Annotated in this window: 16 protein-coding genes; 5 read left to right on the top strand and 11 right to left on the bottom strand. The window is 36.2% G+C overall.

Annotation, left to right across the window (positions count from 1 at the left end; all coding sequences use genetic code 11):
* Positions 1–63 precede the first annotated feature (63 nt).
* The 5 genes from TKV_RS03165 (at position 64) to TKV_RS03145 (ending at position 5,316) form a co-directional block, all read left to right on the top strand.
* Positions 64–1,074 (top strand): ABC transporter substrate-binding protein, encoded by a 1,011-nt coding sequence (locus TKV_RS03165; protein WP_049684720.1) that lies wholly within the window; start codon positions 64–66, stop codon positions 1,072–1,074.
* A gap of 89 nt (positions 1,075–1,163) precedes the next feature.
* Positions 1,164–1,910, top strand: coding sequence for an ABC transporter ATP-binding protein (locus tag TKV_RS03160; RefSeq protein ID WP_049684719.1), 747 nt, complete (start codon positions 1,164–1,166; stop codon positions 1,908–1,910).
* On the top strand, positions 1,903–2,715 hold the full coding sequence (locus TKV_RS03155; protein ID WP_049684718.1) for an ABC transporter permease: 813 nt from the start codon (positions 1,903–1,905) through the stop codon (positions 2,713–2,715). The genes TKV_RS03160 and TKV_RS03155 overlap by 8 nt, the downstream gene beginning before the upstream one ends.
* A gap of 71 nt (positions 2,716–2,786) precedes the next feature.
* Positions 2,787–4,418 carry an NAD+ synthase gene (locus TKV_RS03150; RefSeq protein ID WP_049684717.1) on the top strand — a complete coding sequence of 544 codons (1,632 nt, stop codon included), beginning with the start codon at positions 2,787–2,789 and terminating at the stop codon, positions 4,416–4,418.
* A gap of 31 nt (positions 4,419–4,449) precedes the next feature.
* Positions 4,450–5,316 carry a DMT family transporter gene (locus TKV_RS03145; RefSeq protein ID WP_049684716.1) on the top strand — a complete coding sequence of 289 codons (867 nt, stop codon included), beginning with the start codon at positions 4,450–4,452 and terminating at the stop codon, positions 5,314–5,316.
* 103 nt (positions 5,317–5,419) lie between these two features.
* Here TKV_RS03145 and TKV_RS03140 read toward each other — a convergent pair whose 3' ends face one another.
* From TKV_RS03140 to lon, 11 genes are all read right to left on the bottom strand, one after another.
* Entirely contained in the window at positions 5,420–5,833 is a 414-nt protein-coding gene (locus tag TKV_RS03140) for a F0F1 ATP synthase subunit epsilon (RefSeq protein WP_049684715.1), read from the bottom strand.
* Between the two features lie 10 nt (positions 5,834–5,843).
* Positions 5,844–7,229, bottom strand: coding sequence for a F0F1 ATP synthase subunit beta (gene atpD, locus TKV_RS03135; RefSeq protein WP_049684714.1), 1,386 nt, complete (start codon positions 7,227–7,229; stop codon positions 5,844–5,846).
* A gap of 14 nt (positions 7,230–7,243) precedes the next feature.
* Complete coding sequence (gene atpG / locus TKV_RS03130; RefSeq protein WP_049684713.1) at positions 7,244–8,128, bottom strand: ATP synthase F1 subunit gamma; 885 nt, start codon at positions 8,126–8,128, stop codon at positions 7,244–7,246.
* Positions 8,128–9,648 (bottom strand): F0F1 ATP synthase subunit alpha, encoded by a 1,521-nt coding sequence (gene atpA / locus TKV_RS03125; RefSeq protein ID WP_049684712.1) that lies wholly within the window; start codon positions 9,646–9,648, stop codon positions 8,128–8,130. Before atpA ends, atpG begins: the two co-directional genes overlap by 1 nt.
* A gap of 25 nt (positions 9,649–9,673) precedes the next feature.
* Entirely contained in the window at positions 9,674–10,207 is a 534-nt protein-coding gene (gene atpH / locus TKV_RS03120) for an ATP synthase F1 subunit delta (RefSeq protein WP_049684711.1), read from the bottom strand.
* The gene (gene atpF / locus TKV_RS03115) at positions 10,195–10,686 is read right to left on the bottom strand and encodes a F0F1 ATP synthase subunit B (RefSeq protein ID WP_049684710.1); all 492 of its coding nucleotides are present in this window, start codon (positions 10,684–10,686) and stop codon (positions 10,195–10,197) included. The genes atpH and atpF overlap by 13 nt, the downstream gene beginning before the upstream one ends.
* Before the next feature lie 55 nt (positions 10,687–10,741).
* A complete protein-coding gene (atpE, locus tag TKV_RS03110) occupies positions 10,742–10,963 on the bottom strand; it encodes an ATP synthase F0 subunit C (RefSeq protein WP_049684709.1) in 222 nt (73 codons plus the stop codon).
* Between the two features lie 82 nt (positions 10,964–11,045).
* Complete coding sequence (locus TKV_RS03105) at positions 11,046–11,699, bottom strand: F0F1 ATP synthase subunit A (RefSeq protein ID WP_049684708.1); 654 nt, start codon at positions 11,697–11,699, stop codon at positions 11,046–11,048.
* A gap of 113 nt (positions 11,700–11,812) precedes the next feature.
* Complete coding sequence (locus TKV_RS03100; RefSeq protein ID WP_049686187.1) at positions 11,813–12,175, bottom strand: DUF2294 domain-containing protein; 363 nt, start codon at positions 12,173–12,175, stop codon at positions 11,813–11,815.
* A 247-nt stretch (positions 12,176–12,422) separates the two neighbouring features.
* Positions 12,423–13,001: a ribosome biogenesis GTP-binding protein YihA/YsxC gene (gene yihA, locus TKV_RS03095; protein ID WP_049684707.1), complete on the bottom strand. Its 579-nt coding sequence runs from the start codon at positions 12,999–13,001 to the stop codon at positions 12,423–12,425.
* Complete coding sequence (gene lon, locus TKV_RS03090) at positions 12,991–15,327, bottom strand: endopeptidase La (protein WP_049684706.1); 2,337 nt, start codon at positions 15,325–15,327, stop codon at positions 12,991–12,993. Before lon ends, yihA begins: the two co-directional genes overlap by 11 nt.
* Between the last annotated feature and the right edge of the window lie 4 nt (positions 15,328–15,331).

Below are 15,331 nucleotides of genomic sequence, written 5' to 3'. Positions count from 1 at the left end.
CCTCAATCACACATTTTAATTGCAAGAATATAATAAAGTGAAAATAGAAAAAGGAGGATGGGTATGAGGCTTAAGTACTTAATTGTATTCCTGTTAGTATTAGCCCTTACAGTTTCTTTATTTGCAGGGTGTACAAATAAAAGTCAAAAACTTACAAAAATTAATTTTGTAGAAACAGTCCATTCTATTTTTTACGCTCCCTATTACGTAGCTGTAAGCCAAGGCTTTTTCAAAGAACAGGGGCTGGAACTCGTCATTACAACTGCTCAAGGGTCAGATAAAGCTGCAACGGCCGTTTTATCTGGCACAGCAGACATAGGACTTCAAGGACCCGAAACCACTGTATACGTACTTAAAGAAGGTAGAGATGATTATCTTGTAAACTTTGGGCAGCTCACAAGAAAAGATGGGTCTTTCCTTTTGGGGAAAAAGCCTGAACCGGACTTTAAATGGGAAAATTTAAGAGGTAAAAAGGTAATAGGTGGAAGGCCTGGCGGGATGCCTCAAATGACACTGGAATACATTTTAAAAGAGCACGGCGTAAACCCGAAGACAGATTTAACCCTTATCACCAATCTTCAATTTACAGCCGCAGCGGGAGCTTTTATGTCTTCCGATGCTGATTACGTGGCGTTATTTGAACCTACAGCTTCCCTAGTTGAAAAACAAAAAGGTGGATACATTGTAGCATCAGTTGGCGCTTCCAGTCATGAAGTTCCTTATACGACTTTTAATGCAAGAAAAAGCTATATTGAAAAACATCCCGATATAATACAGCGTTTTGTAAACGCAGTGTATAAAGGACTGCTGTGGGTGGAATCTCATTCTCCTAAAGAAGTAGCGGAAGCAATTAAGCCTTTCTTCCCAGATGCTGATGTAGACCTTATGGCGACAGCAATTGAAAGGTACAAAAATCAAAACACCTGGGGCACTACTCTAAAAATGAAAGTTGATGACTTTGATTTTCTACAAAATATACTTTTAGATGCAGGTGTAATAAAAGAAAAGGTGGACTCACATCATCTAATCAACAACACTTTCGCTGAAAAAGCTGAAAAAATGATCAAAAAGTAAAGTTTTAAATTGTGCTCAATATGTCCCTCCCATATTGAGCACAATTCCCCTTTTATTAACTGACTTTTCACATAGAAGGGAGTGCTTTTATGAATAAAATAATGGTAAGCCTCAAAGATGTATCCTTTAATTATCACACCTTAGAGGGTGAAACTGAAGCTTTAAAAAATATTTCTTTTGATGTGTACGAAGGAGAATTTGTAGGGATTATAGGCCCTTCTGGTTGTGGCAAATCTACTCTTCTTTCTATTATTTCTGGTCTTTTAAAGCCTTCTTACGGAAGTGTAGAAGTAAACGGAAAAATAGGCTATATGCTTCAAAAAGATCACCTCTTTGAATGGCGAAATATATGGCAAAATGCGCTACTTGGACTTGAAATACAAAAAAGTCTAACAGAAGAGTCTAAAAAATACGTAGAAGGTTTGCTTGTAAAATACGGCCTCGGCGAGTTTAAAAACCATTATCCTAATCAATTGTCAGGTGGAATGCGACAAAGAGCCGCTCTCATAAGGACATTGGCTTTAAAACCAGACATACTTTTACTAGATGAGGCCTTTTCTGCTTTAGACTACCAAACAAGACTTGCTATATCCGATGAAGTGTATAAAATTCTTAAATATGAGCAAAAAACTGCGGTCATAGTAACTCACGATATCTCAGAGGCAATTTCTATGTGTGACAGAATTGTGGTTCTATCAAATAGGCCTGCCCATCTAAAAAAGATTTATGACATTGTCCTAACTTGTGAAGATCGAACTCCCATAGGCTGCAGAAAAGCTCCTGAGTTTAGAGAATATTTTAATTCAATTTGGAAGGAGTTGGATGTCCATGTATGAAGCAGCAACCCCTTATATTTCAAAAGAGCACAGGGAATTTCTAAAAAAAGTAAAGAGAAAAAATGTATTAATACGAGTCACTCAATTTGCATTATTAATCGTCTTTTTTGTTACATGGGAAATTGTGGCAATGTATAAAATTGTAGACCCTTTTTTGGTCAGCCAGCCTTCAAGAATGTTAAAAACTATAATAGCCTTAAGTCAGAATGGTTCTCTTTTTATGCACATATGGGTTACTTTGAGTGAAACGATAATAGGTTTTACTCTTGGCACAATAATTGGCATGATAATCGCTATACTTCTGTGGTGGTCAGACTTTTTGTCAAAAGTAGCAGAACCTTATTTGGTTGTACTTAATAGCCTCCCTAAAATTGCATTGGGTCCTATATTTATCGTTTGGATGGGAAATGGAGAAGCTCCAATAATTACAATGGCTCTTGCTATTTCATTGATAGTAACTATAATCAGCTTACAAACGGGTTTTAAAGAAGTAGACGAAGAAAAAATAAAACTTTTAAAGACCTTTGGTGCCACAAAAATGCAAATACTTACAAAATGTATTCTTCCCGCCAGTGTCCCAACGATTATTTCCGCCATAAAAATAAACATCGGCCTTTCCTGGGTAGGAGTAATTACAGGAGAATTTTTAGTTTCTAAAGCAGGTTTGGGATATTTGATTGTCTACGGCGGTCAAATTTTTAAGCTAGATTTAGTAATGACAAGTGTTTTGATACTTTCAATACTTTCTGCCTTGATGTACATTTTTATAGTGTATCTTGAAAAAAAGCTGATAAGGTGGAGATAGAAAACAGTGTTTTTTGTCTTTTTATGTGCTAAAATATGTATTGTAGTATTATAAATGCGGGGTGAAAACTAATGAAAATCGCATTGGCTCAAATAAATCCAGTTGTGGGAGATATAAAAGGAAACTTCAAAAAGATAATAGAGTTTATAAATAGAGCAAAATATCAAAAGGCTGACCTCGTAGTATTCTCTGAATTAGTTACTGTGGGTTATCCTCCTAAAGATTTTTTGTTTATGCAAGATTTTTTAGAGGCCAATGAAAAATATATAAATGAAATAGTCTTGCCCGCTACTTATCAAATCGGAGTAATACTTGGTACTGTAAGGCAAGACACAGAAGGCAATCTTTATAATTCTGCTTTTTTTATTTATGACGGTAAAATAGTCGAGGTTTTTGATAAGACTTTACTTCCCAACTATGACGTATTTGATGAAAAAAGGTATTTCAAACCAGCACAAATAAGAAAGGTAGCTTCTTTTAAAGGGATAAAATTAGGAGTTAATATATGTGAAGACATATGGAAAGATTATGTTTTTGAGCCAAGTGTAGATTATTCTGTTGATGTTTTAGAAGAACAATTTAAGCTAAAACCTGATATTTTTATAAATATTTCAGCATCTCCTTACTACTTGGGTAAGCAAAATATGAGAGTAGAAATGATAGAGAAAAAGATAAAAAAGTACGCAATACCTTTTGTTTATGTAAATCAAGTTGGTACAAATGATGAATTGATATTTGACGGTGCTAGCTTTGTAGTAAATGAAGAAGGCAAAAGAGTAGTACAACTTAAAGCTTTTGAGGAAGACATTAAAATTGTCGATATGGAAGAGCTTAAAAATTTTAAAGAGTTACCTGAGATAAAAGAGGATATATCATGGGTATACAATGCTCTTGTCCTTGGTGTAAGAGATTATTGCAAAAAATCAGGTTTTAAAAAGGCAGTAGTAGGCTTAAGCGGCGGAATAGATTCTGCAGTAGTTTGTGCCATAGCAGTAGAAGCTTTAGGAAAAGAAAATGTTCTTGCGGTTTCAATGCCTTCAAGATATTCCTCTGAAGGAAGTAAAAGCGATGCAAGAATACTGGCTGATAATCTGGAAATTGAATTTAGAGTAATCCCAATAGAACCTGTGTTCAAAAGTTATTTATCCGTTTTCAATGGGGATAACAACGTTATAGGTGACCTGGCAGAAGAAAACATACAGGCAAGAATAAGAGGTAATTATTTAATGTTTATATCAAATAGAGAAGGGCACATTGTTTTAACTACCGGAAACAAATCAGAATTAGCAATGGGATATTGCACTCTTTACGGAGATATGAGCGGAAGCCTTGCTGTGATAGCAGATGTACCTAAGACAATGGTATATGAACTAGCAAGATATATAAACAGAGAAAAAGAAATAATTCCGACTTCTATAATTGAAAAAGCCCCTTCTGCAGAATTAAGACCCAATCAAAAAGATGAAGACTCATTGCCTCCTTATAAAATTTTGGATGAAATATTAAAGATGTATATAGAGGAAAACAGGTCAGCAAAAGAAATAATAGAAAAAGGATATGATGAAAGATTGGTAAAAGATATTATAAATAAAGTCAACAGAGTAGAGTACAAAAGAAAACAAGCAGCACCCGGACTCAAAATCACCACCAAAGCCTTTGGAACAGGAAGGCGTATGCCAATTGTTCACAACTTTAAACTATGATTTTTAAGTAACTTCTGAGGAGGAATTTAAGTTGTCCAAACAATTAAAAAGCGACATTGTGCTTATCTTAGTAACTATGGTGTGGGGGTCTACATTTGTAATAGTCAAAAACGCTATACAGACACTTCCTGTATACAATTTTCTTTTTATACGCTTTTTATTGGCTTTTTTGCTTCTGGCAATAATCTTCCATAAAAAGTTAAAAAACATTGACAATAAAACATTGGCTGCTGCTTCAATAATTGGCACAATGCTTTTTTTAGGTTATGCCTTTCAGACAATGGGACTTAAATACACTACAGCATCTAAATCAGGATTTATAACAGGGTTTAGCGTAGTGTTAGTGCCAATTTTAGAAGCAGTGTTTCTTAAAAGAAAGCCTTCAAAACCTGCAATTTTAGGAATTGTACTCGCTTTTATAGGACTTATACTGCTCACTACAAATATTGACTTATCTATTAACATAGGTGATTTTTTGACACTTTTGTGTGCCTTTGCTTTTGGAATGCAGATTGTTTTGATAACAAAATACGCTTCTACTTTAGATACTTATTTACTTGCTACTATTCAAATCGTAGTAGTTGCTGTTTTAAGCGGAATTGTGAGTTTAATATTTGAAAAGCCTTTTATACCCACTTCCCTTGATGTATGGTCAGCTATAATAATAACAGGGGTATTCGCAACTGCTTTTGCTATTGTTGCTCAAAACACAATGCAAGCGTACACTACTGCTACTCATACAGCTTTGATATTCGCACTGGAGCCAGTTTTCGCTGCAATAGCTGCTTTTCTAATTGCAGGTGAAGTGATGTCCTTTAGAGCAATACTAGGCGGAATTTTTATGTTCTCTGGCATTGTACTTTCTGAAATACCAGTATCAGATAAATCTCTATCTTAATATTTAAATCAATTGTTGGTTTGAATAAGGTTTAAATAAAAAACTTCCTACTAACATTTTAAACGCAGTAGGAAGTTTTTATACCTGGTTTTGGAGGTATTTTTTATATATTTTGATATTTACTTGCAATACGCAATCTCATAAGAGCCCTCTTTAAAGCAGCTTCTGCTAAAAGATGCTCTTGGCGGCTTTTCTTTTGCCTAAGTTTTTCTTCTGCTCTTTCTTTGGCTGCTTGAGCACGAGCTACGTCAATTTCTTCAGGCCATTCTACTGCACTGGACAAAATCGTCACGCTGTCTCTTTTGACTTCCATAAAGCCGCCAGAGATAAATGCTTCTCGCCACTGGCCGTCTTTTTTGATTTGAAGAGTGCCTGTGCCTATAGCCGCTGTCATGGGGATGTGGCCCTTTAAGATACCTATTTGGCCAGTGGTAATAGTCACTATTATCTCTTCCACATCCCCTTCATAAAACTTTCTATGAGGTGTTAAAACCTCGAGGTGAAAATTTTTATCCATCTTTTTCACCTCATTTCATGCTTTTAGCCTTTTCGTATACTTCGTCGATATTTCCTACCATGTAAAAGGCTGCTTCTGGAATATCGTCCATTTCGCCCTCTACAATCTTTTTAAATCCTCTGATTGTCTCTTTTAGCGGCACATACTTTCCTCGAGTTCCTGTGAAAGCTTCTGCTACAAAGAAAGGCTGTGACAAAAATCTCTGTATCTTTCTTGCTCTATAAACTATGAGTTTGTCTTCCTCTGTCAGCTCTTCCATTCCTAATATAGCGATGATATCCTGCAATTCTTTATATCTCTGCAAAATCTCCTGGACTTTTCTTGCTACATAATAATGTTCTTCTCCTACTATATGAGGTTCCAATATACGTGAAGTAGAATCTAAAGGATCTACTGCAGGATAAATTCCCATTTCTGCAATACTTCTTGACAATACCGTTGTTGCATCCAGGTGAGTAAACGTAGTAGCAGGAGCAGGGTCAGTAAGGTCATCAGCAGGAACATAAACAGCCTGAACTGAGGTAATAGATCCTTTCTTTGTAGAAGTAATCCTCTCTTGCAAAAGTCCCAAGTCTGTCGCCAAAGTAGGCTGATAGCCAACGGCAGAAGGCATTCTTCCCAAAAGTGCTGATACTTCTGAACCTGCCTGAACAAACCTGAAGATGTTGTCTATGAATAGCAATACGTCTTGGTGTTCTTCATCTCTAAAATACTCTGCCATTGTAAGCCCTGCAAGACCTACTCTCATTCTGGCTCCCGGTGGCTCATTCATCTGTCCAAATACAAAAGCGGTTTTGTCTATAACTCCTGATTCATGCATTTCATGCCACAATTCATTTCCCTCACGGGACCTTTCACCCACACCGGTGAAAATTGAGTAACCACCATGTTCTATAGCAACATTTCGTATTAGTTCCATTATCAAAACCGTTTTACCGACACCAGCACCACCAAAAAGCCCTATTTTACCACCTTTGGGATAAGGAGTAAGTAAGTCTATAACTTTAATACCTGTCTCCAAAACTTCAGTAGCAGGGCTTTGTTCCTCAAAGGGGGGCGCTTTTCTGTGAATGGACATGTATTGTACATCTTTTACCTCTCCTAATTCGTCTATAGGCTGCCCCAATACGTTAAACATTCGCCCTAAAGTTCCCTTTCCCACAGGAACCATTATAGGTCCACCTGTATCTACGCATTCCATGCCTCTTCTTAAACCGTCTGTTGAAGCCATCGCAACACACCTTACTACATTATCCCCTATGTGCTGCGCTACTTCAACTACCAATTCTCTGTCTTCCATCGGGATTTTGATAGCATTGTTTATAGGCGGTAAATCGCTTTCAAACTTTATATCAACAACAGGACCAATAACCTGTGTAATATATCCCTTCTTCAATTTATCATCTCCTTTTATACAGATGCCCCAGCAATTATTTCTGATATTTCCTGAGTAATAGATGCTTGTCTGAGCTTGTTATACTCTAATGTCAGTTTGTTTATCATTTTATCTGCATTAGAAGTGGCACCATCCATTGCTACCATCCTTGCAAAATGCTCTGAAGCAAATGCTTGAACAAGTATGCTGTATATGAGACCTTTGAGATACTCAGGAACAAGCACATCAAAAACTTCTGAAGCAGAAGGCTCGTATATCATGTCACTGTCAATTACTACTTCATTCTTTTCAGCTTCTTCTCCTTCATTGGCTAACGCCATAAAGTTGTCAATGTCTAAAGGTAAAAGTCTTAAAACCCTTACCTTTTGTACAAGTCCTTGCATTTCAGTATAAACAATAGATATTTCATCTGTCAGCCCTCTATTGTAAGCATTTAATATGACATCGCTAATTTCTCCTGCTATGGCTGTAGTTGGATTTTGAGCGGTATAGAGAAATTCTCCATCCACATTATATCCTTTTAGCGTGAAATAAAGCCTTCCAATTTCTCCTATTACCATTAAGTTTACTTCTTCTTTACCAATGATTTCTTGAGCTTTTTTTATGACATTGTGGTTATAACCGCCACAAAGGCCTTTGTCCCCTGTTACGACTATTAAAGATTTTTTCTTATTCTCTTTGTTATCTTCTTTTCTTTCAAGATAGCGGGAGGTAACTTCCCCCCTGTGAAGCAGTATATCTTTCATTGTAAGCTGAACCTTCTGGTAATAAGGTCTTACATTGTCCAACATAACTTTGGCTTTTTGAAACTTTGAAGCTGATATTAAATACATAGCTCTCGTAATTTTTCGTGTTTCCTTAACACTTTTAATGCGCAAGGCTATATCTCTTTTCCCCATTAACTATCACCCTTTGTGGCGTACTTTTCCTTGTACTCCAAAATTACAGCTTTTAATTTTTCCTCTGTCTCGGAAGTTAAATCTTTTGTGTCTCTTATTGACTGCTTTATTTCGGGATGACTTATATCTAAAAATTCTAAAAGTCCTTTTACGAAAGACCTGACTTTTCCTACTTCGATATCAGTTACATACTTATTTACCACAGTATATATAGCTATTACCTGATCTTCTACTGGCATTGGCTGATATTGAGGTTGCTTTGTAATTTCAACAAGTCTTTCCCCTTGTCTTAAAACTTCAAGAGTAGCTTTATCTAAATCAGATCCAAATCGAGCAAAGACTTGCAATTCTCTGTACTGAGAAAGTTCCAACCTTAAGCGACCTGCTACTTTTTTCATCGCTTTTATTTGTGCGGCACCACCAACACGAGATACGGAAAGTCCTACATTTATGGCAGGTCTTATTCCTGAATAGAAAAGCTCTGACTCAAGATATATCTGCCCGTCTGTAATGGAAATTACGTTTGTTGGAATATATGCAGATACATCCCCTGCCAATGTCTCAATAATCGGAAGAGCCGTCAAAGACCCTCCACCGTACTCATCAGCAAGTCGCGCAGAACGTTCAAGAAGCCTTGAGTGAAGGTAGAAAACGTCGCCAGGGTACGCCTCTCTTCCTGGTGGCCTTCTTAAAAGCAAAGATATAGTTCTGTAAGCAACAGCATGTTTAGACAAGTCGTCGTAAACCACCAACACATCTTTACCCTGGTACATAAAATGTTCTCCCATAGCGCATCCTGCATAAGGTGCGATATACTGAAGTGCAGCTGAATCACTGGCTGTAGAAGCAACAACCGTCGTATAAGCCATAGCACCATGCTTTTCTAACGTATTGACAATTCCTGCAACAGTGGAAGCCTTTTGACCTATTGCAACGTAGATACAATATACACCTTTGCCCTTTTGGTTTATTATAGTATCTATAGCAATGGCAGTTTTACCTGTCTGCCTATCTCCTATTATTAATTCCCTCTGTCCTCTTCCAATAGGTATCATAGAATCTATCGCCAAAATACCTGTCTGTAAAGGTGTATCAACAGACTTCCTTCTGACTATCGGCGGAGCTGGATATTCAATGGGGCGCTTTGCTTCATAGTTTATTGGTCCTTTCCCATCAATGGGTTCCCCTAAGGGATTTACTACTCTTCCTAACATTTCTTTCCCTACGGGGATTTCCATGATTCTTCCTGTCCTTTTTACTATGTCACCTTCTTTAACTTTTTCGGGGTCTCCAAGAACAACTACACCGACAGTGTCTTCTTCGAGGTTTAGCACCATGCCAACGACTCCGCTTTCAAACTCCACCATCTCTCCGTAAATAGCATTATCAAGGCCATAAATTTTAGCTATTCCATCACCAGATTGAATAACATGGCCAATTTCTTGTGTTTCAAGGTTAAAATCAAAATTCTTTATTTTTTCTTCCAAAACTGAACTTATTTCTTCAGGTCTTATGCTCATACTCTTTCACCTTCTTAAAATCATTTTACACGGCTTGTTGCATATTTTTTAGAAGTGCAGTAAGTCTTGCTTTGACTGAACCATCGATTATTGTATTCCCAATAATAAGTTTTAAACCGCCTAATATGCTTTTATCTACTATAGGTTCAATATTTACATGTTTGCCAAGTTTTGACTCTAAGCTATTTTTAAGTTTTTGTATTGTACTCTCTTTTAAAGGATAAGCAGACACAACTTTAGCATCTACAATTTTAAAATATTCTTTATAGAGATTTTGAAATTGTTCTTCAATATCTTCTATCAAGTCTTCTCTATGCTTTGATATTACTACTTTTATGAAATTTAATATATCTTTATCAATGCCAGCTAAGACTTGTTCCATAAATTTTATCTTTTGAGCCTTGTTAATGCTTTTATTTTTAAATATTTTTTTTACTTCCTCAATTCGAATTATTTCGATTGCTTTGTTTAACTCCTCATAATATTCCTTAACTTTATCGTGCTGCTTTGCTACATCAAAGAGGGCATAAGCATACCTTTTCGCAATTATTTGCGCCATGATGCCCCCGCCTCCTCAATGACTTCATTGATGATGTCCTCATCATCAATGGGAAGCTTTTTCTCAAAGACGCGAGAAGCAGCATCGATGACTAATTGCGATATCTCTACTCTTAAGTCGTGCATTGCTTTAATCTTTTCTAAGGTTACCTCTTCTTTAGCTCTCTCTAATATAGCTTTAGCTTCTTTATTAGCATCCTCAATAATCTTGTTTGCTTTATCCTCCGCAAATTTCTGTGCCCTCTCAATAATGGCTTTTCCTTCATTGTCAGCATTTTGTAGCATCTCGTCGTATTTTGCCTTTAGCTTGTAAGCTTCTTGCCTCACTTTATCTGCCTCTTCTAAAGAGGATTTGATTTTATTTTCTCTCGCTTCAAGAAATTCTGTCACCGGTTTAAATAAAACCTTCTTCAATATATAGTAAAGAACCAATATATTGATTATTGTAAAAATAAATGTCCAGACATTGAAAAGAGCCAATTTCTTCCCTTCTTTCGTAAGGAAATCGAAATTTATTAAATGTAAATGAATTGAATTATGGCTTGAATATTATTAACATAATTGACACAAGCAACCCATATATAGCTGTTGCCTCTGCAAGCGCGCCTCCCAATAAAAGAAGCTGCATAATCCTTCCACCTGCTTCCGGCTGCCTTGATACAGCTTCAACTGCCTTTCCTGTCGCAAGGCCTATACCAATACCTGCGCCTATACCTGTTAATGCAGCAATAGCTGCTCCTATAGCTAATAAATCCATTTAAATCCTCTCCTTTTCTTTTTTATTTTTTTATTTTATTTTTATTAAAATTTTTTAATCGTTTTACTACTTTTATTATACCTTATTCTATTGCTTCTTCAATATACAACATCGTTAAAAATACAAATACCAACATCTGTAAAAATCCGTCAAAAAGGTCAAAATACAAACTAAATACTGCAGGCACTACTATCGGTACAGCCTTTGAAATAAGTTCCATTATTGTTGTAGCTGCTAATATATTGCCAAAAAGTCGGGCTGCAAGTGATAGTGGCCTTGTAAAAAGGTCTAACATTTGTATAAAAAAATCTATCGGGGACTTAAAAAAACTTTTTGCAAATCCCTTTATCCCTCTCGCTCTTATAGAGGCTATGATGACAGTAGTAATTGACATAATAGCAAGAGCAGAGGTCGTACTAAGGTCCTTCGTAGGAGGCGGAAAACCAAAAATGCCTATCGTATTTGCTACAATAAGAAACAACGCAACAGTTCCAAGGTATGGTGCATATTCTTTCCAATGGTTACCTAGTGAATTTTCAACAAATTTATTGAAACTATCAATTGCAACTTCTACCACAGTTTGTGTACCTTCAGGAACTAGTTTCCATCCCTTTGTGACTATTAATGAGGCAATAATTAGTACAGCCATTATAATCCATTCCACTACTACTGTCATTGTAACAGGAATTCCGCCAAACAAAGGTATCGTAAACACTACCGACGGTTCAATCTCCACTCAAGTCACCTCCTTTCTGATACTCCCAACACATATAATTATAAACTTGTGATTCAAAATTTTCAATTTAGAATATTTACTTTTTTGCCATTAAACAGCAATATTCACTCATTTTATCTGGCTCTTAGTTCTTCCTCTAAGTTTCTGTCTAATACAAATAAATAGATATATTCCCCTTTTTGTGGATTGACATCTTTATAAATGCTCACAACATTGCATCCTGTAAGTCTAGATATCATCTCTTCAAATTTTGGTTTTAATATCTCATCTAACACTTCTCTCAACTGCTTGATAAGCTTTCTACCTTCCTGTGTAGAGATAATTTGCATTTCTTCATGGCTCAAAGACTTACTAAGCCTTACAATTACCATGTCATCGCAAATGCGGGTTTTGGCAGCTTCCGCACCTCTTCCAATTGCCTCTTTTGTGAGTTTGATCATTTCTTCATTAATCTTGCTTTCTAACGAACCTTTCACCAAAATCATCCCTCCACACAAACACACAAAACAAAATTTTTATCAATAGTTAATACGAAAATATATTTTCATCTATGGTTGTGTTTTGTTAAGCATGGATGGTTAATTAAATTGTACCTCTTATAAAATTTTAATACAATCGTTTACTAAACTTAGAATCACCTATCTCTGCCAAATTATCAAAAATTTAGCGACTTAACCCCCTTATCAACTAAATTCCTCCATAATCATGCAAAAACTCATCTTTTTAAGTATATTTATCAAAAATCGCTATCACTTGAAGTACCCCTAATTTTTGCAAAGAAGAAAAAACTATTACATCTTCTTTAGTAATGTTAAAAATTTTACAAATATCATCAACTGCTTTAGCAATCTCCGCTTTGTTTACTTTATCAGCTTTAGTCAATACTACTGTAAAAGGCAAATTTCTATATCTAAACCAATTTATCATGAGAAAGTCATCTTCATTAGGTGTCCTTCGAATATCCAGTAAAAACAAGCCATGACGTAAATTTTTAGAAGTATTGAGAAAAGTCTCTATATTTTTCGCCCACTGTTTTTTCATCTCTTTTGACACTTCGGCATACCCATATCCAGGCAAATCTACTAAATAAAAGTTGTTGTTTATCAAATAAAAATTTATACCTCGGGTTTTTCCCGGTCTTGAACTCGTCCTTGCAAGATTTTTTCTATTTAAAACAGTATTTATCAAAGTAGATTTACCCACGTTTGACCTACCTACAATAACTATTTGGGGAAGGTTATCTTTGGGATACTGTTCTTCATTAAAAGCAGTGTGAGCAAGCCTTACAGTTTTAATTTTCATAAACGCCCTCCTTAACCAGGGCAAAGTCCAGCACTTCGTCGATTTTCTCTACAAACTTAAATTCCAATTTTCTCTTCACACTTTGAGGAATTTCATCTAAGTCCCTTTTATTTTCAAAGGGAAGTATTACTTTAAGTATTCCCGCCCTGTGGGCTGCCAAAACTTTTTCCTTTACTCCTCCTATAGGAAGGACTTTGCCAGTTAAGGTTATCTCTCCTGTCATCGCCACATCTTTTCTCACCGGCACTTTTTTAAGGGCAGATACCATAGCTGTCACCATCGTTATGCCTGCAGAAGGTCCATCTTTTGGAATTGCCCCTTCAGGGACGTGTATATGTATATCGACATTTTTGTAAAAATCTTTATCTATATTTAATTTTTGGGCATTTGCTCTTATATAGCTAAAACCGGCTTGAGCAGATTCTTTCATCACATCCCCCAACTGGCCAGTGAGATTGAGTTTACCGCTTCCCGGCATCACTGATGCTTCTACTGTTAAAGTGTCTCCCCCTGTCCTTGTCCAAGCAAGGCCCATAGCAGTCCCTATTTCATCCTTTAGGTTTGCTTTGTCAATTCTGTAGATAGGTTTACCCAAATAGGATACAAGATTTTGCTTTCCTATTTTTACTACTTGTACGTTATCCTCTACCATTTTCTTTATGGCTTTTCTCACAATTTTTGATAAATTCTTTTCTAATCCTCTTACTCCAGCCTCTCGCGTGTATTCAGATATAATCCCTTTAATCGCAGACTCTTGAATGACAATTCTGTTATCAGTTACTCCGTGTTCTTGCAATATTTTAGGTATCAAATAGTCTTTTGCGATGTGAAGTTTTTCTTCTTCTGTATATCCAGACACGTATATTACTTCCATTCTATCTAAAAGGGGTGCCGGTATTGTATCAGTAGTATTAGCAGTAGTTATAAATAACACTTTGGAAAGGTCAAAAGGTAAATCAAGGTAATGGTCTCTAAAAGCTGAATTTTGTTCCGGGTCAAGAACTTCAAGCATTGCAGAAGCAGGGTCTCCTCTAAAGTCTGAACTCATTTTATCTATTTCATCCAGCAAAAAAACAGGATTTTTTGAGCCAGCTATTTTTATAGAATTTATAATACCTCCGGGGATAGCTCCAACGTATGTACGCCTGTGCCCTCTTATTTCAGCTTCATCTCTCACTCCACCCAAAGATAACCTTACAAACTTCCTGTTCATAGCTCTTGCAATAGACCTGCCCAAAGAAGTTTTCCCGACACCTGGAGGACCTACAAGGCAAAGAATAGGGCTTTTTATTTTGTTGTAAAAACTTCTTACAGCCAAAAACTCAATTATCCTCTCTTTGACCTTTTTAAGGCCATAGTGGTCTTCGTCCAATATTTTTTGTGCCCTCTTTAAATCCAAAATATCCTCTGTCTCATAATTCCAAGGCAAGTCCAGTATCCAATCCAAATAAGTTCTCACAACAGACGCTTCAGCAGAGCCAGGAGCCATTTTTGACAAGCGCTTTAATTCTTCTTTTGCTTTTTTTCTTACTTCCTCTGGCAAATCCGCTTTGCTTATCTTTTTTTCATATTCTTCTATTTCTTGGTCAATTTCATCAGTTTCCCCTAATTCAGCTTTTATAGCTTTTAACTGCTCCCGCAGATAGTATTCTTTTTGCAACTTATCGATTTGACTTCTAACTTTTGCATTTATTTCTCTTTCAATCTTTAATATATCTAATTCCTTCATCAAAAACCCTAAAAGAGTCTCTAATCTTTTATTTACGTCAAAACATTCTAAAAGTTGCTGGCTTTGGCTGGTATTTAAAGCTATATGGGCTGCTATAACATCCGCAAGTCTTCCTGGTTCTTCTATGCTAAACACGCTATAAAGGCTATCTATTGGTAACCGAGATGTCATGTTTACATACTCTTCAAAAGAAGAAGTTACACTTCTCATCAAAGCCTCTAATTCGGGTGTTTTCTCTATCTCGCTTTTTTCTTCCTTTTCCAAAACTTCAACCTCAAAAAATTCCTCATCTTTGGTGACTTGCTGAATCTCAGCACGGCTAATTCCTTCAACAAGCACTCGTATGATTTCCCCTGGAAGTTTAAGCATTTGCTTAACTTTTGTAATGGTACCTACTTTGTAAACGTCATCAACAGAAGGATCTTCTATCTCTGCCTCTTTTTGCGTTGAAACAAATATCAATTGATTGTTCATAAAGGCTTCTTCTAAAGCCCGAATGGATTTTCCTCTTCCTATATCAAAATGAAGTACCATGTAGGGAAAAATTGTTAGTCCTCGCAAAGGAATCATAGGCAATACGTACTTTTTCTGTGTCATATCT

This window comes from Thermoanaerobacter kivui (genome assembly GCF_000763575.1).
Lineage (GTDB): Bacteria > Bacillota > Thermoanaerobacteria > Thermoanaerobacterales > Thermoanaerobacteraceae > Thermoanaerobacter > Thermoanaerobacter kivui.
This window is presented reverse-complemented; position numbering and strand designations above follow the sequence as displayed.

Excerpts from the sequence above, each read along its gene's own strand:
- atpE (WP_049684709.1), bottom strand. The coding sequence starts at position 10,963 with ATGGATTTATTAGCTATAGGAGCAGCTATTGCTGCATTAACAGGTATA.
- TKV_RS03140 (WP_049684715.1), bottom strand. The coding sequence starts at position 5,833 with ATGGATAAAAATTTTCACCTCGAGGTTTTAACACCTCATAGAAAGTTT.
- TKV_RS03165 (WP_049684720.1), top strand. The coding sequence starts at position 64 with ATGAGGCTTAAGTACTTAATTGTATTCCTGTTAGTATTAGCCCTTACA.
- atpA (WP_049684712.1), bottom strand. The coding sequence starts at position 9,648 with ATGAGCATAAGACCTGAAGAAATAAGTTCAGTTTTGGAAGAAAAAATA.
- lon (WP_049684706.1), bottom strand. The coding sequence starts at position 15,327 with ATGACACAGAAAAAGTACGTATTGCCTATGATTCCTTTGCGAGGACTA.
- TKV_RS03155 (WP_049684718.1), top strand. The coding sequence starts at position 1,903 with ATGTATGAAGCAGCAACCCCTTATATTTCAAAAGAGCACAGGGAATTT.
- atpH (WP_049684711.1), bottom strand. The coding sequence starts at position 10,207 with ATGGCGCAAATAATTGCGAAAAGGTATGCTTATGCCCTCTTTGATGTA.
- atpG (WP_049684713.1), bottom strand. The coding sequence starts at position 8,128 with ATGGGGAAAAGAGATATAGCCTTGCGCATTAAAAGTGTTAAGGAAACA.
- TKV_RS03150 (WP_049684717.1), top strand. The coding sequence starts at position 2,787 with ATGAAAATCGCATTGGCTCAAATAAATCCAGTTGTGGGAGATATAAAA.
- TKV_RS03160 (WP_049684719.1), top strand. The coding sequence starts at position 1,164 with ATGAATAAAATAATGGTAAGCCTCAAAGATGTATCCTTTAATTATCAC.
- yihA (WP_049684707.1), bottom strand. The coding sequence starts at position 13,001 with ATGAAAATTAAAACTGTAAGGCTTGCTCACACTGCTTTTAATGAAGAA.